The 24519-nt window shown below is 44.7% G+C and carries 26 protein-coding genes; 16 read left to right on the forward strand and 10 right to left on the reverse strand.

What is annotated here, in order from left to right:
* Positions 1 to 23: 23 nt before the first annotated feature.
* Positions 24 to 1061 (reverse strand): serine hydrolase domain-containing protein, encoded by a 1038-nt coding sequence (locus FN815_RS08255; protein ID WP_221930282.1) that lies wholly within the window; start codon positions 1059 to 1061, stop codon positions 24 to 26.
* 242 nt (positions 1062 to 1303) lie between these two features.
* On the opposite strand from FN815_RS08255, the gene FN815_RS08260 reads away from it, so the two are divergent.
* Positions 1304 to 2938 (forward strand): potassium channel family protein, encoded by a 1635-nt coding sequence (locus FN815_RS08260; protein ID WP_142454154.1) that lies wholly within the window; start codon positions 1304 to 1306, stop codon positions 2936 to 2938.
* Between the two features lie 114 nt (positions 2939 to 3052).
* Here the strand turns inward: FN815_RS08260 and FN815_RS08265 are convergent, their stop codons facing one another.
* On the reverse strand, positions 3053 to 3319 hold the full coding sequence (locus FN815_RS08265) for a hypothetical protein (protein ID WP_142454155.1): 267 nt from the start codon (positions 3317 to 3319) through the stop codon (positions 3053 to 3055).
* 43 nt (positions 3320 to 3362) lie between these two features.
* Between FN815_RS08265 and FN815_RS08270 the strand changes: the two genes are divergently transcribed.
* The 4 genes from FN815_RS08270 (at position 3363) to FN815_RS08285 (ending at position 8290) form a co-directional block, all read left to right on the forward strand.
* Positions 3363 to 3890 (forward strand): DoxX family protein, encoded by a 528-nt coding sequence (locus FN815_RS08270; RefSeq protein ID WP_221930283.1) that lies wholly within the window; start codon positions 3363 to 3365, stop codon positions 3888 to 3890.
* 53 nt (positions 3891 to 3943) lie between these two features.
* A complete protein-coding gene (locus FN815_RS08275) occupies positions 3944 to 5803 on the forward strand; it encodes a TrkH family potassium uptake protein (protein ID WP_142454156.1) in 1860 nt (619 codons plus the stop codon).
* A gap of 11 nt (positions 5804 to 5814) precedes the next feature.
* Positions 5815 to 6525, forward strand: a complete 711-nt coding sequence (locus tag FN815_RS08280; protein WP_142454157.1) for a potassium channel family protein — start codon at positions 5815 to 5817, stop codon at positions 6523 to 6525.
* A 64-nt stretch (positions 6526 to 6589) separates the two neighbouring features.
* On the forward strand, positions 6590 to 8290 hold the full coding sequence (locus FN815_RS08285) for a potassium channel family protein (RefSeq protein ID WP_142454158.1): 1701 nt from the start codon (positions 6590 to 6592) through the stop codon (positions 8288 to 8290).
* Positions 8291 to 8667: 377 nt separating this feature from the next.
* On the opposite strand, the gene FN815_RS08290 is transcribed toward FN815_RS08285, so the two are convergent.
* Together FN815_RS08290 and FN815_RS08295 are read right to left on the reverse strand one after the other, a co-directional pair.
* Positions 8668 to 8922, reverse strand: coding sequence for a hypothetical protein (locus tag FN815_RS08290; protein WP_142454159.1), 255 nt, complete (start codon positions 8920 to 8922; stop codon positions 8668 to 8670).
* Positions 8912 to 9130, reverse strand: coding sequence for a hypothetical protein (locus FN815_RS08295; RefSeq protein ID WP_142454160.1), 219 nt, complete (start codon positions 9128 to 9130; stop codon positions 8912 to 8914). The genes FN815_RS08290 and FN815_RS08295 overlap by 11 nt, the downstream gene beginning before the upstream one ends.
* A gap of 366 nt (positions 9131 to 9496) precedes the next feature.
* On the opposite strand from FN815_RS08295, the gene ffh reads away from it, so the two are divergent.
* The 7 genes from ffh (at position 9497) to FN815_RS08330 (ending at position 15162) form a co-directional block, all read left to right on the forward strand.
* Positions 9497 to 10837 carry a signal recognition particle protein gene (ffh, locus tag FN815_RS08300; RefSeq protein ID WP_142454161.1) on the forward strand — a complete coding sequence of 447 codons (1341 nt, stop codon included), beginning with the start codon at positions 9497 to 9499 and terminating at the stop codon, positions 10835 to 10837.
* 37 nt (positions 10838 to 10874) lie between these two features.
* Positions 10875 to 11852: a 30S ribosomal protein S16 gene (rpsP, locus tag FN815_RS08305; protein WP_142454162.1), complete on the forward strand. Its 978-nt coding sequence runs from the start codon at positions 10875 to 10877 to the stop codon at positions 11850 to 11852.
* A 16-nt stretch (positions 11853 to 11868) separates the two neighbouring features.
* Entirely contained in the window at positions 11869 to 12408 is a 540-nt protein-coding gene (gene rimM, locus FN815_RS08310) for a ribosome maturation factor RimM (protein WP_142454163.1), read from the forward strand.
* Positions 12409 to 12412: 4 nt separating this feature from the next.
* Positions 12413 to 13105 (forward strand): tRNA (guanosine(37)-N1)-methyltransferase TrmD, encoded by a 693-nt coding sequence (trmD, locus tag FN815_RS08315; protein ID WP_142454164.1) that lies wholly within the window; start codon positions 12413 to 12415, stop codon positions 13103 to 13105.
* Between the two features lie 44 nt (positions 13106 to 13149).
* Entirely contained in the window at positions 13150 to 13506 is a 357-nt protein-coding gene (rplS, locus tag FN815_RS08320; protein WP_142454165.1) for a 50S ribosomal protein L19, read from the forward strand.
* Positions 13507 to 13713: 207 nt separating this feature from the next.
* On the forward strand, positions 13714 to 14268 hold the full coding sequence (locus FN815_RS08325) for an adenylate kinase (RefSeq protein WP_142454166.1): 555 nt from the start codon (positions 13714 to 13716) through the stop codon (positions 14266 to 14268).
* Between the two features lie 153 nt (positions 14269 to 14421).
* Positions 14422 to 15162, forward strand: a complete 741-nt coding sequence (locus FN815_RS08330; RefSeq protein ID WP_142454167.1) for a DUF1499 domain-containing protein — start codon at positions 14422 to 14424, stop codon at positions 15160 to 15162.
* Here the strand turns inward: FN815_RS08330 and FN815_RS08335 are convergent.
* On the reverse strand, positions 15153 to 16052 hold the full coding sequence (locus FN815_RS08335) for an ATP-grasp domain-containing protein (protein WP_142454168.1): 900 nt from the start codon (positions 16050 to 16052) through the stop codon (positions 15153 to 15155). The genes FN815_RS08330 and FN815_RS08335 overlap by 10 nt on opposite strands.
* Before the next feature lie 33 nt (positions 16053 to 16085).
* Here FN815_RS08335 and FN815_RS08340 point away from each other — a divergent pair, with 33 nt between their 5' ends.
* From FN815_RS08340 to FN815_RS08350, 3 genes are all read left to right on the forward strand, one after another.
* Positions 16086 to 16634 (forward strand): GNAT family N-acetyltransferase, encoded by a 549-nt coding sequence (locus FN815_RS08340; protein ID WP_142454169.1) that lies wholly within the window; start codon positions 16086 to 16088, stop codon positions 16632 to 16634.
* A 63-nt stretch (positions 16635 to 16697) separates the two neighbouring features.
* The gene (locus FN815_RS08345; protein ID WP_142454170.1) at positions 16698 to 17870 is read left to right on the forward strand and encodes an MFS transporter; all 1173 of its coding nucleotides are present in this window, start codon (positions 16698 to 16700) and stop codon (positions 17868 to 17870) included.
* Positions 17871 to 17998: 128 nt separating this feature from the next.
* Positions 17999 to 18430 carry a TraR/DksA family transcriptional regulator gene (locus FN815_RS08350; protein WP_142454171.1) on the forward strand — a complete coding sequence of 144 codons (432 nt, stop codon included), beginning with the start codon at positions 17999 to 18001 and terminating at the stop codon, positions 18428 to 18430.
* A gap of 20 nt (positions 18431 to 18450) precedes the next feature.
* Here FN815_RS08350 and FN815_RS08355 read toward each other — a convergent pair whose 3' ends face one another.
* Positions 18451 to 19275, reverse strand: coding sequence for a DUF72 domain-containing protein (locus FN815_RS08355; protein ID WP_185957222.1), 825 nt, complete (start codon positions 19273 to 19275; stop codon positions 18451 to 18453).
* A gap of 185 nt (positions 19276 to 19460) precedes the next feature.
* On the opposite strand from FN815_RS08355, the gene FN815_RS08360 reads away from it, so the two are divergent.
* The gene (locus FN815_RS08360; protein WP_142454173.1) at positions 19461 to 21161 is read left to right on the forward strand and encodes a sodium:solute symporter family protein; all 1701 of its coding nucleotides are present in this window, start codon (positions 19461 to 19463) and stop codon (positions 21159 to 21161) included.
* A gap of 528 nt (positions 21162 to 21689) precedes the next feature.
* On the opposite strand, the gene FN815_RS08365 is transcribed toward FN815_RS08360, so the two are convergent.
* From FN815_RS08365 to FN815_RS08380, 4 genes are read right to left on the reverse strand one after another with little or no spacing between them, the layout of a single operon-like run.
* The gene (locus tag FN815_RS08365; RefSeq protein WP_142454174.1) at positions 21690 to 22025 is read right to left on the reverse strand and encodes a Trm112 family protein; all 336 of its coding nucleotides are present in this window, start codon (positions 22023 to 22025) and stop codon (positions 21690 to 21692) included.
* An 8-nt stretch (positions 22026 to 22033) separates the two neighbouring features.
* Positions 22034 to 22687, reverse strand: coding sequence for a thiamine phosphate synthase (locus FN815_RS08370; RefSeq protein ID WP_142454175.1), 654 nt, complete (start codon positions 22685 to 22687; stop codon positions 22034 to 22036).
* Between the two features lie 2 nt (positions 22688 to 22689).
* Complete coding sequence (locus tag FN815_RS08375) at positions 22690 to 23754, reverse strand: AIR synthase-related protein (RefSeq protein ID WP_142454176.1); 1065 nt, start codon at positions 23752 to 23754, stop codon at positions 22690 to 22692.
* Positions 23751 to 24476, reverse strand: coding sequence for a class I SAM-dependent methyltransferase (locus tag FN815_RS08380; protein ID WP_142454177.1), 726 nt, complete (start codon positions 24474 to 24476; stop codon positions 23751 to 23753). The genes FN815_RS08375 and FN815_RS08380 overlap by 4 nt, the downstream gene beginning before the upstream one ends.
* Positions 24477 to 24519 lie beyond the last annotated feature (43 nt).

Raw genomic sequence — 24519 nt, forward strand, 5'->3', positions numbered from 1 at the left:
AACCGCCGTTAAAAGCACACCGTCTATTTTTGTTGTGCGGCGAATACCAGGTCAATAATCTGGTATAAACTGTTTTGCTGAAAATTGTGTCCGCCTTCGGTATCCACCCGGTGTACCATTACCAGTTTGGAACCAGGATACACGCCCAGCATGTGGATGCCAGCGCCGGTATGGAAAAAGGATTTGGTGGCGCGATTTTCATTGGGTATCAGCACGTTCCATAGCATGCCGTATCCGATGTTAATGCGGGGATTGGTGATGGAATAGGCCGTGGTGCTGGCTTCAATCCAACTTTCGGGAATGATTTGCTTTCCATCCCACCTCCCTTCCTGAAGATACAAAGTGCCGAATTTAGCGAGGTCGTGGGCCGACATCCGGAAGTGATAGGCCGGGTAATCCGATTTGCTGGGTTCATTCTGGTAAAAACCATCTGCATCAGGAATGGGACTATCATCGTTGTCCAGGTCGATGCTGGTATAAGCGCCTTCATAATGGATCATGCCGATAGGGTCAGCGATGTGTTGCTTGAATAAGGTGTAAATAGATTCGCCGGTTTTCATTTCCAGAATGTGTCCCAGGGTATTAAAATCCCAGTTGTTGTAATAATAGTGCTCTCCGGGTTGATGCGCTTCGCGTTCCGGCATTCCGCGCAGCATCCCCTGAGAAACAGCTGCAGCGGGATGATATATGCCGGACCTTGATTTCAACAAATCTGCGATGCGGGCTTGTTTCTCTTGTTCGGTCAGTGTTGGTTCAATATCATCGATGCCTAATTCAGCTAAGGTTGCAGAGGTGTCAATCACCCCCTTTTCCACATAAATACCATAAAGGCTATTTAGGAGAGTTTTGCGAATGGAATGGATGAGATGTTTTTGATGCGAGGCTCCCCAATCAAAAAATACTTTTCCATCATACACCAACATAAGAGAAGAAGAACCGGACTGTTCCAGAAAATCCTCCAGCTCGTGCAATCTTTCAGCAGAAAAACCGGCTTCTTCCGGAGTGATAGTTGGCAGGGGTTGGCCAACGGTCGGTAAATTGACAAAAAGTCCAGCTAACAAAATTAGTAGGAAATGAAATCGCATAGAATATTTTATGTGGAACTGTGGGCTGAAGACATCAGACTAAATTTTTGCAAAAAAGTTACAAATCTTTCAAAATTTGAATAGATACTGTTCCATATTATCCTCATAATAATAAGCAGACTTAACCACTCGCATTAAAATTTAAAAGTATAACAGGCAGCCGGTATTATGTAATACCGGTTTCTCTAATCAGCAAAAAAGACAGCACGAAAGAAATCATGCTAAAAAGTTGGCGGAATAAAATCATAAATGCGGTTTTAACTGTCATTATTATCGTTGGGGTGTACTCAAGCATATTCCAGTGGGCCATGCCGGTATTTGAAAACCATTCGGTTACTTTCCCGCAATCGGTGCAGGTGGTTATTGAATCGTTGACTACTACGGGCTATGGGGGCTTCGCTCCCTGGCAAAGTGATTTTATGAATTATTTTGTACTGCTTATGAATTTAACCGGGGTGGTGCTGGTGTTTGTTGCCTTTCCGGTGTTTTTTCTGCCTTACCTGCGGGATGCCATCGGAAAAACGGCTCCCCGGGCCGTGGATACGAAAGACCATGTTATTATTTGTGAGTATTCATCCTACACCAATGCATTGATTGAAGAACTGAAATCCCGCGATAAGGACTACATCATCATTGAACAGGATGAAACAAATGCGCTGGAGCTGATATCCAACGGATACAACGTGATGACCGGCGATCCTGAATCGGAAGACACCTTACGGGCGGCTTGTATTTCGGAGGCTACGGCGGTGGTGCACTCGGAGATTTATAAAAACATCAGCATTGTATTTACGGCCAAAAACATTGAGCCGGGCATAAAAGTGATTGCCATCCTGCGCGATGACAATATGGACATTTATTATAAGCTGGCGCGGACTAATGGTGCTGATATCACCATTAGTCCGCGCCAGCTGGTGGGGAAAAGCCTGGCCACCCAGATTCCGGCGGTCTCCATCAACGAAAGCGTAGAAATTGACAGCACCATCGAGCTGGTGGAAATTGATATTGAAGAAGGCAGTGAACTGTGCAATAAAACCATTCATGAGGCCAACCTGCTTAATGAACACCACATAAATATTATAGGCGCATGGCTGAATGGTGATTTTAAAAGTCCGGTGGATGTGGACCTGGTGCTGGACTCAAAAACGCGGTTATTGGTTGCAGGAGATGTAAGCGAGCTGGAACAACTAACGAAAAAAGCAGAGGCTCAAACCCGGCATTTTATACGGAATGAGGTTTTCATTTTCGGTTATGGCAGATCAGGTAAGGCGGCGGCTGAGTTTTTAAAAGACAAAAGTGTAGACGTGCGCATCATGGATATCAAAGAAAAAGAAGGGGTGGATATGGTGGGCGACGTAAGCAAACCCGAAACCCTCGACCAAATGAATATCGAGGATGCCTCGGCAATTATCATCACCATTAAAGATGATACAGCGGCTTTGTTTTCCACGCTTATGGCCCGCAATAAAAACAAAAAAGCCAACATCATTGTGCGCGCCAATGACGTGGAAGATGTGCAGAAGCTCTACCAAGCCGGAGCGGATTATGTGCAATCATTGGCTACGGTAACCGGGCGTATGTTGGCCTCGTGCATCTTTGAAGACGAGCGCTCGCTGGCCGTAGAAAAACAAATTAACCTGGTGCAGTTGCCGGCCGGGGATTTGGTAGGTAGAACGCTGGCCGAGAGCAACGTGAGGGCGGAAACGGGCTGCACTATTTTAGGGGTGATACGCGACGGGAAGAAAATCACCACGCTACATCCTGAAAAATTTGAATTTCAGGACGGCGATGACGTAATACTTGCCGGAACCGACGATAGCACTCAACTGTTCGAAAAGAAATACTTAAACTAAGGCGATGTAGCCTTTGGAAAAGAAAATACAGGCTGAATCCTTAACCACATACATAAATTTAACTTCTTGAAATTAGACCATTCATTTCCTGCTGACACAGTTTATTGATCTTGGTCATTCTAATTTATTAAGGTCTAAGGCATCAAAATTGAATGTTTCTAAATCGTGTTTATCTAAATAGGCATCAATTTGCTGGACGACCTTTTTTTCAGCTTCTTTCCAGTTTTCTCCTTCTGCTGAAAAATCAACCTTTAAATTTTCACTATGCGGATGTATGCCTTCCGATCTGACTCGTTTAGTTAAGACATCTTTCTCTGGTGCATTAAGGTCTTCAAGGTCTTTAAAAAGTGCAGCTCCACGGTATGATCCCAAAAATTCCATATAGCCTCCCATTTAATTTATAATTGAACGAATATATTATACATTGAAATCAAATAGTAATTTTGTAAAATCAACAGAGCATATGCGGCAATTATTGCAGACGGATGTTTCAAAAACAACTTTGTTAATACGAATAATGGTTGGGGGGATTTTTTCCGAAGGTATTCAAAAGTTTTTATATCCAATGGCAAGAGGCACCGGCAGGTTTGAAAGTATGGGCTTTCCTTATCCTGAATTTTTTGGGAATTTTATTGGTTTTATCGAATTATTGGCAGGAATGATGGTTTTAATGGGGGTTCTAACTCGAGTCGGTGCCTTTTCTACGATCACAATCATGAGTGTTGCTATTATTACAACTAAAATACCGATTGCTTTTAGGGAGTCTTTTGGACCTTTTGTTCTCAGGGATCTTGAAGTGTATGGTTTCTGGAGTATGGCACACGAACTGCGAACCGATTTTGCAATGTGGCTTGGAAGTTTATTTTTAATTATAAAAGGTGGGGGACGGTGGTCTGTTGACCAAAAATTATATCGAGCTTGGTATTCTTTTTCTTGGCAGCCCAATGATTAGTTGGTAGACATGCTTTTCCGAAAATGGTTCGTCAATATTGATATATTTGCTGAATGAAATTACCAAAGCAATGGAGGCGGACCTACATAAATTTCCTGGTCAGGTTCAAAAAGTCCCGAAAGCAGTTTCGAAACCGATTTCAGGATGTAGAAGTTGAGCTCTATGACCTAAATAAGGTGGTAGAGCCATTTGTTCATAGCTTTAATTTGTTATTGGTTTTATTGGCTATTGCCAGCTTGGTTGCCGCCGAGGGGTTTGAATTGCAAGCTCCATACAAAAGGTGGAACAATTATCTGGAATTGACCATTATTCTGGGTTTTTCGCTTTCTTATTTCTTGCGTCTATTTCTCACATCAAAAAGAATTCAGCTTGTTAGAAGTAGGATTTTTGAGACCATACTCATTAGTTCATTAGCTCTAATTGGAATAAGTTATTTAATCGGAGGACAGGATTTTTTGGAGTATGTGGCGACTCTCTTTGGGGGTAAGGAGATTTGGCCAATCCTTATTTTAGCTACAAAAATATATTTAATTCTTCTCATTATTGAACGGAGTATTCGGGCGGCTCCAATTCTTCTTTCTCTAAAAAGAAAGCCGACCCAAGTAGTTGCGGGAAGTTTTTTATCTGTAATTGCCGTGGGCGCTTTATTGTTGATGACCCCAAGAGCAACCGTTGATGGACAAGGATTAGATTTAATTGACGCGTTATTCACATCTACAAGCGCGGTTTGTGTTACCGGCTTAATTGTAGTTGACACTGCTACCCATTTAACAATGTTTGGCCAGGTAATTGTAATGATACTCATTCAAGTTGGTGGTTTAGGCTTACTCACCATCGCCACTTTATTTGCCTTATTTGTAAGCTCCGGTTTAGGAGTTGGCCAAATGACATTATTAAAAGGAACTGTTGGAGAAACCCGAACAAGCGAAACTTTTCAAACTATAAAGCGCATTGTGGGAATTACTCTCCTAATTGAGGCCTGTGGCGCGTTAGGGTATTATCTTAGTTGGCATGATTTGTTTGATGATAATTCAACGCGACTATTTTTTTCTATGTTTCATGCAGTTTCTGCTTTCTGTAATGCTGGGTTTTCAGTATTTACCAATAGTTTAGCCGATCAGGTGAATGCCCTTAATTATGGTATAAACATCACAACCATGATTTTGATTATCACAGGCGGGTTGGGTTTCACTACTCTTTGGGAGCTTATAAAAGGGAATCCGCATCACCGGCTTCGGAATTGGAAATTTTCCATCCATACCCGTTTAGTGCTTTGGGCTACAGGAATTTTAATTACTGTAGGAACGGTTGCATTTTTAGTGCTCGAATGGAATGGTGTGCTTTCAGGTTACCAGACATCAGATAAAATTCTTTTATCTTTATTCCAAAGTGTAACAACCCGTACAGCTGGTTTTAATACAGTAGACATTGGAGGCCTTGGGACTAGCACGACATTAGTATTCTTGACCCTAATGATTATTGGGGCATCGCCAGCTTCAACGGCAGGCGGAATTAAAACTACGACCGTTTCCGTGTTACTGTTATCCGCCTGGAGCACCATTACTGGTAAGCGAGATGTGGAATTTGCCAAAAAAAAGATAGCCAAAGACACGGTTTTTACGGCAATGACTGTATTTATTCTCGCTGCTGTTTGTTTGTTCTTTTTTACTTTTTTGTTGACTATCACTGAAGATCAACCCTTTATAGATTTATTATTTGAAGAGTTTTCGGCCTTTGCAACCGTTGGTCTGTCCAGAGGGATCACCGGGGAACTGACTACGGCAGGAAAATCCATTATCATTGTATCTATGTTTATTGGACGGGTTGGGATTGTAACCCTCGCTTTGGCTTTTGCAAAAAGAAGGACAGCGACCAAATATCAATATCCATCTGAAAGTGTAATTGTAGCTTAACAGGAAGTACTATGGCAACTACAAAGGATCAATTTTGTGTAATCGGGCTTGGAGAGTATGGTTTTTCTTTAGCAAAGTCCCTTGCAGAGGAAGGGGCATATGTATTAGCTATTGACAATGATTATGATCGTATAGAAGAAATAAAAAAGTATGTTGCACAAGCGGTTCAGTTTGATGCAACTGATCCGGTTCTACTACAGGAACATGGGGCTTTTGAGGTTGACGTAGTGATTATAACTATCGGGGAGGCTTTTGAGCCAGTTGTACTTATTGCTATGGAATTGTTGAAGGCAAAAGTAAGACGAATTATTGCTCGTGCTTCTAACGATACTCAAGAAGCTATTCTAAATAAAATTGGAATAAAGGAAGTTGTTCACCCTGAAAAAGATGAGGGGAAGCGGATGGCTACCTCTTTGCTCAGTACCTCAATAAGTGACTTTTTTAAACTAAGTAGTAAGATAGGAATATTTGAAATTGATGCTCCTAAAAAGATGGTTGGGTATTCACTCAAAGAGCTGAAAATAAGGCAGCGTTATGATATGAGCCTTATTACAATAAAACGACAGAGGAAGGATGAAGGTTCAAATGGCCTGTATCAAGCGGATGATTACTATTATGAGGTGCTGGGAGTTTTAGGTCCCTTAACTATGATTCGAAAAACGGATCGTCTTGTGATTATGGGGAGTCAAGAGTCGTTGGATAAGCTATTGGAGACTAATTGAATTTAAAATTGTATATAGGTTAATAAGTTGTGGTAATCCAAATGTTTTATTTTAAATCTTTGCTGTGAAATTCTTTACCTCGCAAATAAGCTATTTCGTTTCCAACCGGAATACCCGAACTAACATAAAACGGCTGATCCGGTTTATCCTCATCTTAATTTTGATGATAGTGGTGTATGGGGTGCTGTTTCATGAAATCATGGAATACGAAGGGCAGCGCCACTCCTGGATTACCGGCTTCTACTGGACTTTAACCACCATGACCACCCTGGGTTTTGGAGATATTACCTTTACATCAGACATTGGCCGGATATTCTCCATCGTGGTACTTGGTTCCGGGGTGATTTCTTTGCTGATCATGCTCCCCTTTACCTTCATTGAGTTTTTCTACGCGCCCTGGATGGAGGCCCAACACCGCGCCCGGGCTCCGCGTGAGCTGCCCTTGGGCACAAAAGATCACATTATCATCACCAGCTTTGATCCGGTTACCCGCGCTTTTATTGAAAAGCTGGAACAATACGGCCACGAATATGTGCTGCTGGTCAATGATCTGCAAAAAGCCCTGGATTTATATGATCAGGGATATCGGGTGATGTTGGGTGAATCCGATGATCCCGAAACCTACCGGAAAATGTACGTACAGGATGCCGCCATGGTAGTAACCGGTGGTACCGATATGTTTAATACAAATGTGGCGCATACAGTGCGTGAGCTTAGTAGTGAGGTGAAAATTATCTCCACCGCCAATTCTTATGATTCCATCGATATTCTAAGGTTGGCAGGCTCTGATCATGTGCTGCATATGGGGAATATTTTAGGACGAGCCTTATCTCGCCGTACGCTGGGGCAGGATGCGCGCGTGCACACCGTGGGCCGTTTTGGTGAGCTGGTGGTTGCTGAAGCCACGACCTACAACACACCGTTGGTTGGAAAAACCCTGCGCGAAAGCCGTCTGCGCGAGGACCTGGGTATTAATGTGGTGGGCATTTGGGAGCGGGGCACCTTCCTCGGTTCGCACCCGGATGTAGAAATAAAGAATTACAGCGTTCTGGTGCTGGCTGGCTCGGTAGAACAGCTGCGAAAATACGACGAGCTATTTGGGATTTACGGGGTAAGTGACGAGCCCATTGTCATCATTGGAGCAGGACGCGTGGGGCGTGCTACTGCACGTCATTTGGCCAAGCGAAATATCCAATATAGAATTGTAGATAAAAACCCCGATCGCATCCGGGAAGATGACGAGCATTATGTGTATGGAGACGCGGCTGATCTGGAAACCCTGAAGAAAGCCGGTATCGATGAAGCGCCGAGCATTATCATTACGACACATGCGGATGATGTAAATATTTACCTGACCATTTATGCACGAAGCCTGCGGCCCAATATTCATATCATAGCGCGCTCCACCTTAGAGCGTAACGTAAACACCCTGCATCGCGCCGGCGCCGATTTTGTGATGTCGTATGCCTCGATGGGCGCAAATGCCATTTTCAATATTTTTGAAGAAAACGATATTGTAATGATCGCGGAGGGTCTGAATGTATTTAGCCTGAAAACACCGTCTAAGCTGACGGGCCAAACGTTGGCAGAATGTGATATCCGCAGTAAAACCGGTTGTAACGTGATTGCCTGGCAGGTAGATGGCAAGCAGCACATCAATCCAGAACCGGGTAAACCCATCCCCGAAAACAGTGAAATCATTTTAATCGGGCAGTCGGAAGACGAGCAGAAGTTTATAGAATATTATAAGAGTGGGGAAAGCTAAAGGCCTAATGGGAATTCTCCTCGTTCCACAGGCAATTATATCGGGTAGAGAAGCTATTAGGCAGTAATAGAAACCCCATCATTTGGCTCAGTTGAATTATGAGTGGATTGCCAACTTCTACCAGAGCCGGGTGATGGAGATGCCAAAGGCAACACTGTCTTTAACATCATTCGTAAGGTGAGTAGAAATAATTGCACGAAATTTCGGACTTGTTCAACCGCCTTGGAAAAATGAAGTGGAGGCTGAGTTATTTTAGCGGTCTGAAGATTGAAAATGTTTACATCAATCTAACAGGCCATGAACTTCATAAGCCAAAACAGGGGCAGTGAATTTTCAGCTTCTGTCTTTCCAATTTTTAGGATTGATATAGGTATTAATTACACCATGAACGGTAATGATTTCTGTTTCTTCATCAATGGTGTAATGGAGCATGTAAGAAAATTTGCTAATGGGTAAACAGCGAAATTATCGTATCTCGTTTGAAAGAAAGGAATTTGTTCGAGTTTTAGAATATGCTGATGAACAATTTCTTCAAAAACTTCACCAAGACCTGTTTGCTGTTCATCATAGTAATCTATGGCTTTTTGGATATCCTGCATTGCCCTTGGGTCAAGTACAGCTTTAAAAGCCATTATCCTTTGTTTTAAATTTGAATTGTTCTCGGGCTTCTGCCCAAGGGATTAGATCTTCAGGATTCGAAGTCTTAATCCGATTCCGGATAATTTCTTTATGTTCTTCCGGAATTTTCAGATCATCAGCTTTTTCAAGGCCAAGCTCTTCAATGAGTTCTAATACAAAATCTACCTTTTCATCGGGAATTCTCAGGATAATCTCTTTCATAATATTGGTCTCTTTAGGACGGTTTCATCTATTATAATGAAATAACCGATAATTGACATGGTTTGTTGAGAATGAGATTTAGTTATTGAGACAAAACTTCTGAAGGGCTTCTACTAAACGGGAATGGAACAACAGATAGGTATAGATAGGCAGGGGACTGACGGCTACATAGTCCGTCAAGTTACAAAAACCAAAAGTAATCATGGAAGAAATCCTTATAAAGCCCCGAAATCACCATATTACCCATCACTAAATCACTATCACCCCAAACAAAAAAATAATTATCCACATTAATGTTGATAACGCCGGAAAGAACCCGTATTTTTACAGGCTCTGTAATTGGCGGAGAAAAAATCAGTAACTATTATGTTTGAAGATTTATCCTCAAAATTAGATAAGGCATTTCAATCCCTGAAGGGAGAAGCACGCATCACGGAAGTGAATATCGCGGAGACTGTCCGTGAAATTCGCCGTGCATTGCTGGATGCTGACGTTAACTATGAGGTGGCCCGCCAGTTTACAAATGATGTTAAAGAGCAAGTGCTCGGGTCTGATGTACTCACCAGCGTAAATCCCGGCCAGCAGTTCACAAAAATTGTGCACGACAATCTGGTTGAGACTTTTGGTGGCGAAAAGGCCGATATCGCACAAGCTCAAACTCCCCCTACTGTAATTCTTATAGCCGGACTTCAGGGTTCGGGTAAAACTACCTTCACCGGTAAGTTAGCCCGACACTTAAAGCAGGAGCATAAAAGGAATCCTCTTCTTGCTGCCGCCGATGTTTATCGCCCTGCCGCTGTTGACCAGCTTAAGACACTCGCTTCATCCATTGATGTTCCGGTGTATTCCATCGAACAGAAAGATGCCGTTCGCGTAGCTAAAGAAGCCGTTTCCATGGCTAAAAGCTTGGCGCTTGATACGGTTATTATTGATACCGCGGGTCGTTTGCACGTAGATGAGGAGATGATGAATGAGGTTGCGGAAATTAAGGAAGCCGTCAATCCTCATGAGATCCTGTTTGTGGTTGATTCTATGACCGGGCAGGATGCTGTAAATACAGCCAAAGAATTTAACGAACGTATTGATTACGACGGTGTGGTTTTAACCAAGCTGGACGGTGACACCCGCGGTGGTGCTGCCCTGTCTATCAAAACCGTTGTAAACAAGCCCATCAAGTTTGTGAGTACCGGCGAAAAGCTGGATGCTCTCTCTCCCTTTTATCCCGACCGAATGGCCCAGCGTATTTTGGGCATGGGGGATGTGGTATCGTTTGTTGAAAAAGCTCAAAAAGAATTTGACGAGAAAGAAGCTGAAAAACTTCAAAAGAAAATTAAGTCGGACAAGTTCGACCTGAATGACTTTCTCGAACAAATTCAGAAGATCAAGAAGATGGGAGACTTCGGTGATCTTGTTAATATGATTCCCGGCGCCAGCAAAGCATTGGATACTGCAGATATCGACGATGATGCGTTCAAACCGATTGAAGCTATAATCTTATCAATGACGCCGGAGGAGCGTCAGAACCCCGAGCTCTTAAATGGAAGCCGCAGAAGGCGGATAGCAAAAGGTTCTGGCACCACAGTTCGTGAGATAAACCAGCTCATGAAACAGTTCGATCAAATGAAAAAAATGATGAAGACCATGTCTAAAATGAGTAAAGCAGGACGTGCTCTTCAGGGACTGAAAAATCTGCCTATCGGCCGATAAGAACTTATAATTCAAACACACATATTGGAGAACAGCATTGTTAAGAATCAGATTACAACGAAAAGGACGTAAGAAACGCCCAATCTGGCATATCGTAGTTGCCGAAAAACACGAAGCCCGCGATGGTCGCATTGTGGAGCGTGTTGGATATTATGATAACGCCACCGAAAAGAAAGAAGTCCGTATTGAGGAAGATCGTATCTTCTATTGGATGGACAACGGTGCACAGCCTACCGACACCGTTCGCAAAATTTTACGTCGCGAAGGTTTGCTATACAAGCGCCACCTGATGAACTGGGGCAAAAGCGAAGAAGAAATTGAAGAAGCCCTGGCGGAGTGGAAAGAATACCGCGACTCTAAGAAAGAAGATGCCAAGAGCCGTAAGGAAGACTACAAAGCCGTACTTGCTGCTGAGGAAAAAGAATACAAGGCACAACTACAAGAGCAGGCTAAAAAAGCAGCTGCTGAAGTAGAAGCTGAAAAAGCGGCCAAAGAAGCTGAAGAAGCCGAAGCCCAGAAAGAAGAAGGGCAAAAGTCAGACGCGGATAAAATCGAAGAAGCTTTAGAAAAAGCCGAGTCAGCGGAAGAGTCTGCCGAAGAAACAGCTGAAGCTGTGGAAGAAGCAGAGGATAAAGAAGCTGAAACTCCGGTTGCTGAGGCTGAAACCAACGAAGAAGCCGCAGAAGAAGAAACTGCCGCTGATGACGAAGCGGAAGAAGAAAAAGCTAAAGAAGCTGCTGAAGCCGTTGAAGAAAACGTAGCTGAAGCTGACGAAGAGCCTGACACGGAAGATGTGGCTGAAGAAAGCGAGGCCGCTGATGCTTCTGAAGAAGAGGAAGAAGAAGGCGATGCTGAAGAAAAAGCATCCGGACAGACCTCTACTGATATGACAGCCAAAGAGGCTATCGATCATATTGAAGAAAATGACCTTGGTGAGCTGGAAGGCTTTGTAACAGAAGACGAAGACCGTGTAACGGTTCAGCGTGCCTGGGAAAGCAAACAAGAAGAAGGATAATTAACCTCCGGCGCCTATGAATCGGGACGCCAATACCCCGGGTTTTGTACAAGTGGGCCACGTTGTGGGGACTCACGGTATGGATGGCGAACTTGCAGTTTTTTTTGAGGCAGGCGAGCTTTCCGATATTGAACAATTAAACCTGGTGTATCTTCGAAACGAAAGAGGTGACTTTTATCCGGCACGTATTACAAATCTGCGTGTGGAAGACAAAAACCACAACATTTCGTTCTTTGTACAACTTGATCAAATTGCTGACCGCACTGCAGCAGAAGCAGTTAAAAACAAAGGGCTATTTCTGGAAACAGGAAATGCCACTGCTTTTTTAGATCCGGAAGAGTCTGCAGAAGACTCTTTGATGGATTGCGAAGTGTTTGACGAACAGAATGAAGCTATCGGCTTGGTTGTGGACGTACTGGAAAATCCGGCTCACCCAATATTGGTGGTTGCAACTACCTCGGGCAGTCGGTTGATTCCTTTTGTAGAACACTTTGTGCAGGAACATCGCAACGGCAACATCTATTGCCAAAACCTTGACGACCTGGAGGGCATCTGATTATATGAGGATTGATATCATATCAGCCGTTCCAGCCTTGTTGGAAAGCCCCCTGAATCACAGTATTGTGAAAAGGGCATTAGATAAAGGTTTGGTAGAGATACACGTGCATGACCTTCGGGACTATACCGAAGACAAGCACAATAAAATAGATGACTATCCTTACGGAGGAGAGCCGGGCATGGTGTTAACCCCACAGCCAATATTTAGCTGTGTGGAACATTTGCAGAGTGAACGCGATTATGATGAGGTCATATTTACGGCCCCTGATGGTGAAACGTTTGAGCAGGAACATGCCAACAAGCTTTCACTGAAAGGAAACATCATGATTTTATGCGGGCACTATAAAGGTGTGGATCAGCGAGTGCGCGATGAACTGATTACCAGCGAATTTTCGGTTGGTGATTATGTATTGTCGGGCGGTGAACTTCCGGCCCTGGTGATAACCGATGCAATTGTGCGGTTACTCCCTGGTGTGTTGGGAGATGCCGGAAGCGCGTTAAACGATTCCTTTCAGGATGGACTGCTTGAAGGTCCGGTTTATACGCGACCGTCGGACTTTCGCGGACTTCAGGTTCCGGAAGTACTGTTATCAGGTAATCACAAAAAGATAGCCGAATGGAAACAACAGCAAGCAGAAAAGCGCACCAAAGAGCGAAGAACAGATTTGTACAAAAAATTTAAGAAAGAACATTAATAATCGTCGCTCCCGGATTTTCGGGGGCATCAAAAACTGAAACAATGGATAAGTTAAAACTTGTAGAGCAAAGCCTAATAAATGAGGACATTCCTCAATTTACTGCAGGCGATACCGTGAATGTGCACTACCGTGTACGTGAGGGTGAGAAAGAGCGTATTCAGCAATACGAAGGCATTGTGCTTTCTGAGCGTGGAAGCGGCCCGAACAAGACCTTTACCGTACGTAAAGTAACTGGTGGTATAGGTATTGAGCGTGTTTTTCCGCTGAACTCTCCGTTCATTGCAAAGATTGAAGTTAAGAAAAAAGGAAAGGTACGTCGCTCCAAACTGTTTTACCTGCGTGCACTGCGTGGTAAAGCTGCTCGTATTAAAGAAAAAGGCGTAGACGCAAGTAAATAAGCTTGCACTCTTTGTGCTTTTAAAGCCTGTCACAACTATTTAAACACTGAAACAGCAACCATCAGGTTCTGTTTCAGTTGTTTTTATGTTGTATAACTTTGCTTAAGAGCCAACGGGCCGCATCATATCTACCAGTGGTCCTGTTATTCTACGATCCATACAGTTTTCGCTGTTCCAACCTTAATTACTCCAATAAAAATCATCCAGATGAATATCATTCTATTTGGGCCTCCTGGCGCTGGTAAAGGTACACAAGCTAAACTTCTTCAAGACGAATACAGTATCCCGCATCTTTCTACCGGTGATATTTTTCGCTCAGCCATCAAAAATAAAACGCCCCTGGGTGTAAAAGTTAAATCTATCCTGGATGCCGGCGAATTGGTTCCGGATCAAACGGTGGTAGATTTGGTTGCCGACGAACTGAACAAAGAAAAATATCAGGAAGGATACATCCTGGACGGCTTTCCCAGAACTGTGGTGCAGGCGGAGGCTTTCGATGATTTTCTGGAAAAAAACGATGATAATCTTGATGCATTCATCTCATTGACCGTTCCTGAAGAAGAGCTTATTAAACGCATTTTATCCAGGGGTGAAGGCCGGAGTGATGACACAGAAGAAAAAATAAAAACCCGTTTAGAAGTGTATCGCGAAGAAACCAAGCCCGTACTCGACCATTATGAAGAACAAGACAAAGTGCGCGAGATAAACGGACAGGGCAGCATAGATGAAATTTTTAACCGAATTAAAGCGGTACTTGATTAGCCGCTGTTTATGGTAAAGAAAATGTAAAACCCCGGTGATATAAAACTTACCGGGGTTTTTTTATGGCTTAAACTGCCTGCATAGCAGAAAAGGAACGATAATTCCTTTTTGTGATGTATATTGGGTAAACCATCACAAAAGAATGGAGCAGCTATGAATGACGTGGCAAGTAAGGGATCAGGTTTTGTAAAATGGGGATTTGGATTATCGGTTGCAGGTGCGCTGGCTGTGATACTTTCCGGCTATGGATATCAGTGGGGCTGGTGGCATTTTGGAACCGGCTTTAGCATCATACCGTGGGGGACAGGAGCAGCTGTATTGGGAGGTATAGCAACCGGCATTGGTTTTTTCAGGATGGATGATATCTCCACCAACTTTAAGATTATGGGCACGGTCAGTACCGTTTTGGGGTTGGCCGCACTCATCAACATCGGCTATTGGTACAACGAGGTGCAGCAAGGGTATCCTCCCATTCACGACATCACAACCGATCTGCAAAATCCGCCTGAGTTTGTAGCTATTGAACCGCTGAGAGCCGACGCTCCCAACCCAGCTAACTATGCCGGACAAGAAACGGCCGAGGCCCAACGAAACTTTTATACGAATCTGGAACCTCTTTACACCGATCTGAACTACGACCAAGCCTACAACAAAGCGCTTGAAACAGCCCGGCAGATGGACTGGACCATTGTTGCAGAAAATCAGCGAGAAGGCCGCATTGAAGCCTATGAAAAGCTGGCTTGGTTCGGTTTTATTGACGATGTAGTGATACGCGTCACGGAAACTGAAGAAGGAAGTCGCATCGATGTGCGTTCAAAATCCCGTATCGGACGAGGGGATTTGGGAGTGAATGCCCAACGCATTAAGAATTACCTGAATGCCTATCAAAAATAACGGCCGACAATCTCATCAGCCAGAAGCTCAGCCGCTTGCGGTTCAAGACGAAACCAGAGTTCCGGCTCCACCAGCTCAAGCTCTGAAACGGCGGGCCTTCCGTTATTATCCATAACAATGTCCACGCGCGAATATACCGGTGTTTCGGGGCATGCTTTCACGGCAGCCAGCGCAAAATCTATTTCAGTTTGGTTGGGTTGATGAGGATGCACCGTTCCACCAAAATCATCTTGAACCCTGAAATCACCGGGACGAGCTTTTTTTAACACCGCGTGGCTAAATCTTTCTCCAAAAAACATATACGACCATTCACCTTGTCCCGGTACATTACGCTGAAAAGGCTGCAGCATGAAATCTTCCTGTTTCATCAGCTGATCCATTTTTTCGGATATAGCCTCAAGGTTCTTGGGCGTGATATGATAGGTGTACCGTCCGCCGCCACCAATAGTTGGTTTTACTACGGTTTCTTTCCAGCCGGTTATTTCATGGAGTTCATTTATGGTAAGTCCAGACCCTCTAGAAATAAAGCGAGTAGGAACAATAGGGATCCCATTTCGAGCCAGGTCATTAAGGTAATGTTTGTCGGTATTCCAGCGTGTAAGAGAGGCAGAGTTAATAAACTTTGTGGCGGTTGAAGTTTGATCTAACCAGGTAGAAAATTCCTGAAAACGGTCAAAGTAATTCCAAGTGGTTCTGAACAAGGCGGTTGAGGTATTATTCCAGTCAAAACCATCATCCGCCCAATCCTTGCGGGTGACGTTTAACCCTTTTTCTTCGAGCGCATCCTTAACAAGCATGTCTTCTTTGAGTACATTTTTCTGATACTCAGTGGGTGATTTTGGGGCCAGGTAGCGGGATTCTGTAAGGATGACAATATCGAATTGCGGCATGCGCTGGAGATCAGTTTTTGCATATCTTAAGGGATGCTTTCAAATGAAGATAAATATACGCTAAAAACCAAGCGGCTGATCCTGCAAATTATCAAACCGGATGACTTGCCCTTTATCCATGAAGCCCTGTCGAACCACAAGGTAACCCGGCACTACGACGTGCATTTTGATACCTTAGAGGAAACCCAGGAGCAGATGGACTGGTATGCAAAACTCATGAAAGAAAATACAGGCATTTGGTGGAAGCTAATCGAGAAGGAGTCCAAACAAAAAATAGGAGCTTGCGGCTTTAATGACTGGAACCACCAGGAACATTCAGCTGAGATAGGCTTCTGGTTGTTGCCCGAATACCAAGGCCATGGATGGATGAGCGAAGCATTGCCGGGGATTCTTCAATATGGTTTTGGAAATATGAAGCTCAAAAAAATAATGGCTGAAGTTGAGCGCAATAATGTAAAAAGCAGCAAGCTCCTTCAGGAAAATGGGTTCAAAGTCATTCCAGAAAGATCATTCAAAGAAGCAAAGAACGGGGCAATTATTTGGGTAGATAGATACGTGCAAAAGTTAGGTAGTAACAAGTGATTGCCTTTATGAACTCTTATTGAATCGCGGTATTTTTGCCCGCACTCTTGATTAAAATCACTCATGCAGTATTCGTTTTTTAAACTCCGGAAAGGAGAAGAAATACCACCAAGGCTACAGCTGATAGCTACCTGTGCCGCATTTTTTATTCTGGGTGCATCCTTCGCCACCTGGGCTTCCCGTATACCGGCCATTCGCGATCTTTCCTTGCTTACCCCCGCCACCTTAGGGTATGTACTATTAGGTAAGGGGATCGGAATGGTGATTACCATGCCGGCGGTAACGGCTTCTATTCACCGTTTTGGAGCTAAAGTTTCATCGTTACTTTTTGGGCTGATGGTAATTTTAACCCTCATACCCATGACCATGGCGCCAAATTGGGAGATTCTTACCGTGGTTTTGTTTTTGGCAGGAGTAGGTGCAAGCGGCTACAATATTTCCATTAATGCGTTGGGCTCCAAAATTGAGGTGGCCACGGGCAAATCACATATGTCGATGATTCATTCCTGGTTTGGTGTGGGTAACTTCGCAGGCGCATTATTAGGCACGGCTTTGGCTTCCTCACAGATTTCAGCTTCTATTCATTTCTGGAGCACAGCCGGTGTATTGCTTGTGCTAATGCTAGCCATCTACCGTTTTTTGCCCGAAGATCAACCGGATCGTTCCGTAAAGAAACCAGCTTTTGTATTACCGCATGGCGGGCTCATCTGGCTGGGGTTAATTTGCTTCCTGAGTGCTTCCATTGAAGATTCTGTAACCAACTGGGTGGCTTTGTTTTTCACTGATCACATCGGAACGTCTGATGGTTTAGCTCCCATCGGTTATGCAGCCTATGCCGGATCGCTTTTGGCCATGCGCTTGGTAGGTGATAGACTTAAGCCAAGATTTGGCTCTCAAAAGTTGATTACGGCAGGGACCATAACAGCCGCTGTGGGAATTCTAATTGCCATCTTTGCACCAAATGCTATTGTCGGGGTGATGGGGTTTATCGCTGCAGGTGGGGGCGTTGCACTAACGTTTCCTTTGGTTTTTAGTGCCGCGGGCAGAGAGGGCGCTGTTGCCTTAGCATCGGTCGCAACTATGGGTTATTTGGGTGGGATGATTTCTCAACCGGTTATGGGTGCTTTGGTTGAATACTTCCAGCTATCAGGAGGGTTTATGTTTATTGTGATATGCATGCTGCTGGTAGCTGCCCTGAGTTGGAAAGCACGGCTGTTATCCCCGGAAAAGGCCTGAAAGCATAAGCCTTTTGTATTACCATTTGGAGTCATATCCACATGCTTAGAGTCCGATAGGTCTAAATGAAATGCTGCCAAGTTTACTCGCGTTATGAGAATGAAGTTGAAAAAAAAAGAGAAAGTATTATGAGTAAGCAAGAAACACCGGTTAATAACACGCCATTTTCAGAAGAAGAACTGGATCATTTTAAAGAACTTCTAAACGAGGAAAAGGAAGAGGCTCAAAATAAAATTGAAACCTTCCAGGAGCGAGTGGAAGAATTAGAAGAGAAACTTAACGACACCACATCTTCTGCAGCTCATCATCAAGGTAATATTGCCTCATCGGAAGAGGAAAGAGAGAAGTATTACACGATGATTGAAAGGGAAAAAGAAAAGATTGAAGATATCAAGGTTGCCCTGGATAAAATTGAGGCCGGCAATTATGGCATTTGCAATGTGACCGGTAAGCCCATTGCAAAAGAACGACTGGAAGTGGTGCCCCATGCTAAATACAGTAAGGAAGCGAAAGAGTCACAAACAGGTACGGTGCAACGCGACCGGATGCAAGTTCATTAGAAAAAAGCTCTACCCAGTTATTAGAAAAGTCCGAGTTGCTTATTCTGTTTTTCAGAAGGCCAGGCAGGCAACTCGGGCACATCTATCAAATTAGACAGCAACTTGTGAAAGTGCCGGCATAATTTGGGTTGATCCGCTTTATTGGGCGCATGTATAAAAATATATGGATGCAGCCCGTCATCAATCCATTCTGCCACAATAATGGCCCATTCTTTCAGGTACGGCTCATTGTTGATAATATCATTGGTACCTACATATCGCAAAATCGGACGCGATGCCGTATTGTCAAACCGTACAGGCACTTTGGGTTTTTTCTTCTGCGCTTCCAGAATACTGGACTCCTGCGACTTAACGGAATGTAGCTTTCGGGTATCAAAAATAACACGATCCACATCATAGCTTTTTAAAAGGGAAACCAGATTCCGTTCGTGTTTACCGTGATCAAAGAAATCGCGGTGTCGCACTTCTACTGAATATCTGAAACTTTTGGGTAACACAGAGAGCACCTCTTCCAAGCGGTACAACTCATTAGGAGAAAAACTGTCTGGCAACTGAATCATAAATGGCCCCACTTTTTCCCGTATGGGTTCAAACAGCCGTACAAAATCAAGCACATCACCCTTTGCATTATGCATGCGCTTTTCATGGGTGATATACCGCGGAAACTTAAAGCAAAACTTAAAACCTTTTGGTGTTTGCTCTCCCCATTTTTGAATGGTTTCCGGATCCGGTACGCTGTAAAAAGTAGTATTGCCTTCTACGGAATTAAATACAGATGCATATTGGGAGAGGAATTGTCCGGGCTTGGCATCATCCCTGAAAAAAGAACCCTTCCATTCCTGCAAGCTCCAACCGGTACAGCCAAGGTGATATTTCGTTAATTTGTAAATAGAAAAATAGTTAGAGGGTTAGGGGTGTAGGAGTAAGTAGTAAAGTGTTTTTTTATATACAGACAATTAACTAAAAATTTTGATTATACTCTCCCGTAAGCCATCTTTAATTTTAAATTCTTCAATCTTCAATTTCTAAGATGCCCTTTGAGACTTTAGATTATCTTGTTGTTGCCGGATATGTTGTATTGATGATCGCCGTCGCCTGGGCGGCTAAAGTGCGAGGACAGGAATCCCTGGATGATTTTTTTGCCGGTGGCAAAAACCTGCCCTGGTGGCTGGTAGGCGTCTCCATGGTGGCTACCACTTTTGCTGCGGATACGCCATTGGCCATTACGGGACTGGTAGCTGAGCAAGGCATTGCCGGCAATTGGTTTTGGTGGAACTGGATGATTTCGGGGATCGTCACCGTATTTATCTATGCCAAACTCTGGAAACGTGCGGATGTGCTCACCGATGTAGAATTCATAGAACTCCGTTATGGAGGCAAACCGGCCAGCTTCCTGAGAGGCTTCCGGGCGTTGTATTTTGCCTTTCCGTTCAACTGTATTATAATGGGCTGGGTAACGGTTGGCATGGCCAAAATCCTCACAGTAGTAACCGGTGCCGACCAATGGATTGTTATTTTGATTCTATACGGCTTGATTGCTCTCTACATTGCGATTTCCGGGTTATGGGGCGTCATTGTTACCGATTTCGTACAATTCATTTTAGCGATGATTGGAACCATTGCACTCGCTTATTTTGCAGTCGATCATATCGGCGGTTTAGCCGAACTCAAAACACAGCTAACCCAGGCGGTAGATTACGATGTGCTCAGTTTCAACCCTTTCACCAATCCCAAGATTGCCATTACCACGGCGCTTATCTGGTTGGGAATGAACTGGTGGGCGGCCTGGTATCCCGGGGCAGAGCCGGGCGGGGGTGGCTATATTGCCCAGCGTATGTTTTCTGCCAAAGACGAGAAAAATGCGGTGGGAGGTACCCTGCTTTTCAATATTTTGATGTATGCCGTACGTCCCTGGCCCTGGATCTTAGTTGCACTGGTTGCCATGGTGGTTTTTCCCAACCTCGAAGATCCAGAAACAGGCTACCCGCTGATGATGCTGGAGGTGCTCCCCGTCGGCTGGATGGGCTTGCTGATGGTGGCCTTTCTTTCGGCTTTCGTCTCGACCATTTCCACCCAGCTGAACTGGGGAACATCCTACGTAGTCAACGATTTCTACAAGCGGTTTATGAAAACCCCGGAGGAGTTTGCATCCAAAGAGAAAGCCCAAAAGCATTACGTGTTTGTCTCCCGCATTGCCACCTTGCTGATGGCCGCATTAGGCGTGGGTGTTTCCTATTTCTTTGACTCGGTTTCGGGGGGATGGGAATTTATTCTTTCCCTGAGCGCAGGTATTGGCGGCGTACTGTTGCTGCGCTGGTTCTGGTGGCGTATAAACGCGTGGAGTGAAATCACCGCCATGATTGCCGCCATGATTGGAGCTATTTTCTCCAACCAAATGGGCTACGATTTTGCTGCCAGCATGATCTTCACCACAACTTTTTCTACCATAGCCTGGTTGATAGCTACTTTCATCACCAAACCCGAATCCGAAGAGACCCTTCGGAAGTTCTACGCTAAAGTGCACCCAATGGGAAACTGGAAAAAATATTCGGATGGTATTCCGTCACCTGACGCGCTCTGGCCCTCACTCATCAACATCGCCATGTCGCTGCTGGCCATCTTCTTCTATCTCTACGGACTCGGGCAGATTTTCTTCTTCAACATCGGTACCGGTATTGGCTTTTTGGTGGGCGGCTCGATCTTTGTTTGGGCTGTGGTAAGGCGTATATGATTAAACTACGCTGAACTGAAATTCCCTGTATAATCTCTAGTCAGTCATCCAGAGGATTCTTCCGATGGACCTTTCATTTTGCAGAGCATCTGCACATAATTCTTGAACTGTTATTTCCAACAATTCTGAACGCGCTAACTTTAGCTTATTAGTAATCATTTTCTGACTAAGGTTCTTCGGCAGTAGCCTCAGAATGACGGCTTTAATAAATTTTTTGTTCCTCCATGAGGGACATAGGTTCTTACCATTGGGAATACTCGTGTGCTATCAATCGAAATTTATTCGCAGACCTGTCAGGTTTGACTCTATTTGATAAGTTCAATGATGTTTATATAAAACCTGACAGGTCTTTACCCAACAGTTTACAATTGACTTAACACTCGTACTATTTAACGACCAACTGTGTAAACCTTCAGAAAAAGTTCTAAAGGCGTCTCCTTCCTTGCGGAGCGCCAGCGTAACGGAGGGAAGCTCCGATTTTCGGATTAGAGTCAGGATGGGTTATGTGGCCAGGGGCTATTAGTACAACTAACCCTCATCACCAGGCAACTCAGGCGCATCCAAAGCCTTCGGTCCGCTTGCTGCAAGCAGCTCTTCCTCTTTCAGCTCAAAGTTATTTTCACCCTCAAGGGCAGCAGGGGTAACGCCCCAGCGTTGCAAGGTGGGAGCTTCTATGGACTTATCCCGGTACTCATCCAGCGTCATAATGGGTACACCTGAAATGACCGGGAAATACCGCCGGCACTCGGGACAAGTGAGCAGGGCTTCAATGATATCGCCGTCTTCATGTTTCACAAAAACCCGCATGTTCAGGTCGTGTTTGTCCATGGGGCAGCACAGTTTGTCGATAAGTGATGCTTTCATAATTCAGTTCAGTTTAAATTTTTTAAAGCTTGATGATAGTCGAGGCTGGCCTGGCGGGGATCGTCAGCGCTCAGGATGCCGGAGATTACAGCCACGCCTTCAATGTCGAGGTTCTCTAATTTTGGCAGGTTTTCCGGGGTGATACCGCCTGAGACGAATAGCGGCTTCTCTGTAATTTCGCGTGCTTTCTGTACGGTATCAGGGCGGACAATCTCGCAGTCATCCACCGAACTGGAAGGAAACATTGCGCAAAACGAAAAGTAGTCGGCCCCCAAAGCTTCTCCGCGGCGAATAACCTGCAGATCATTTCCACAGGTAATCCCAATTAAAAAATCCCGGTCAAGTTTTTGTCGAATTTCTTTCAGGTTGTCCGGGATTTTATCAAAATGAACTCCGTCCAGCTGGGTTTCAGCCAACAGCTCCCATTCATCGTTAATCAAAACGGGTACGTCGTAGGGTTTTGCAACCTCCAGTAACTGCTGCACCATTTTTTGTTTTTCTTTTGGGGTGATGTCATCCGGCCAGTTGTTCCAGATTTGCAGCACATCTACTGAGCCATCCAGGGCTTGCTTCAGTTTATGGAGTAACTCAGATGTATCCATAGCCGGGTTCAAAACTAAATACACGCCGCCGGTAATGGTTTTTTGTTGGGTTGATGACATAGCTACTTCCATCCCGCATTTAACGCATTGAAAAAAGCATTCCAGTACGGATCATCCCCTTCAAATGAGATGGGATTTGAAGCTCCATCTTCGATGAGATTAAAGCCGTCCTCAGCGTCGCCCATAGTTCCTACCACAGCGGCAGGGATGGATTGCGCTTCTAAATGGCCAACAAGTTTATCTTCACAGCCGGCTTTAACCGCCATAATCATGGCACCTGCGCCTACACAAAAGCGATGATCAATTTCAAACAACTCGGCGATGCGTTTTGGAGCTTCGCCAACAGGCAGGGCATCGTTATTCACTGTAAAACCACAACCGGAGGCTTTCGCCATCTCAATGATGGCACCCAGCACGCCACCTTCGGTTACATCGTGCATAGCTTTAAGCTCGGTGTTTGGCTTTAGGATTTCGGAAGCAGAGAGAGCATCTTCCAGCACGGAAGTTCGGTAAAAGTTCTCGCAAGCCGTGTCATAGATTTCCTTACCCAGCTTGTTTTGTACCGTCTCGGGAAAACTCATGGCTAAGATGGCGGTCGAGTTCAGCGCCGTTTCTTTAGTTACAATGATCTTGTCGCCAGGCTCAGCTCCGTCACTGCTGATGATATCATCCAGCGGAGCGGTCAGAAACATGGTGCCGCCTCCGGGAATGGTGGAATTCTGTCCGGGCACTTTGCCGGTGTGTCCGCCGGTAATGGCAATGCCGCGCTGTTCACAAAAGTGATGGATGTGATTCCAGTACTCCTCAAAGGTTTCCTGGCTCAGATCTGGCGAAAGATTTAACACAAACTGCACGAATTGTGGGGCAAAACCGGTAGTGGCCATATCATTCACCAGCAGCTGTACCGACAGCCAGGCCGATTCTTTCAATCCAAGATTGGGAATCAGCGAAAGCGGGTCGCTGGAAATAGCCAAACCCTGACCATTTCCGATGTCAATCACAGAAACATCAACCCCAAAAGCGGCGCCCTTTTTAACTTCGGGGCGTTTTTTGCCTGTTTTTGGGAGCAGGATATCCTTGAAAACCGAGTCCGTTATCTTGCCAAAATTGTTGTCAAAAGCACTCATTCTACATCCGTGAATTTAACATGTAAGGCAAAAAAGTCGCCGATGGGCAGTCCCCACTGTTGCACCGGAAACCATTTTGGCAAGCCGGTTGAAGTCCATTCAATTTTATACAGTCGGTCACCCAAAGCTTCGTGCAGCGTTTCAATCAGCTTGTTGGGCGTGTAAAAGTTGGCGGTCCGGTAATATTCATTTTTACCAAATACCTGCTGTACCCGCCGGCGTATCAGCTTGGGAGAGTTCCGGTTCATAATGCCAAACAGTAACCCGTACCTGCTAACCCGGGCTGCCTCGCGGATTACTTTAATAGGATCTTTGTAGTACGCAAAAGTGGCAATGAAAGCGAGGGCATCAAAGGTGTTCTCCTTAAAAGGCATATGATGAGAATCGGCCAGCACCAGGTCGCCGTCAAACAAATGTACACCTTGCCCCAGCATGAACGGGGAGATGTCAGCGCCCATGGCTTCGATGCCAATTTCTTCCCACCAGCGGGTAAAGCGGGTGGTGCCACAGCCATATTCAAGCAAGGTTTCTACGCGGGGATCTTTTTTAATGAGCTTGGCCAGTATTTTTTTCTGCCAAACTTCTGCCCGCTTGTACGGACCTTCGTAATAGTCTTCATAAACGTCGGTATGTTCGCGATTAAAAAACCATTCCTCACGGTCTTGCCACTGATCCAGTTGTTTGGTTACAAGACTAAATTCCTTCTTTTCAATATTGCTCATGGAGTGCTGTTTTGGCGTTTTTTAAAAGGAGGGGAGATAAGCA

It is taken from the genome of Gracilimonas mengyeensis (assembly GCF_900182705.1).
Lineage (GTDB): Bacteria > Bacteroidota > Rhodothermia > Balneolales > Balneolaceae > Gracilimonas > Gracilimonas mengyeensis.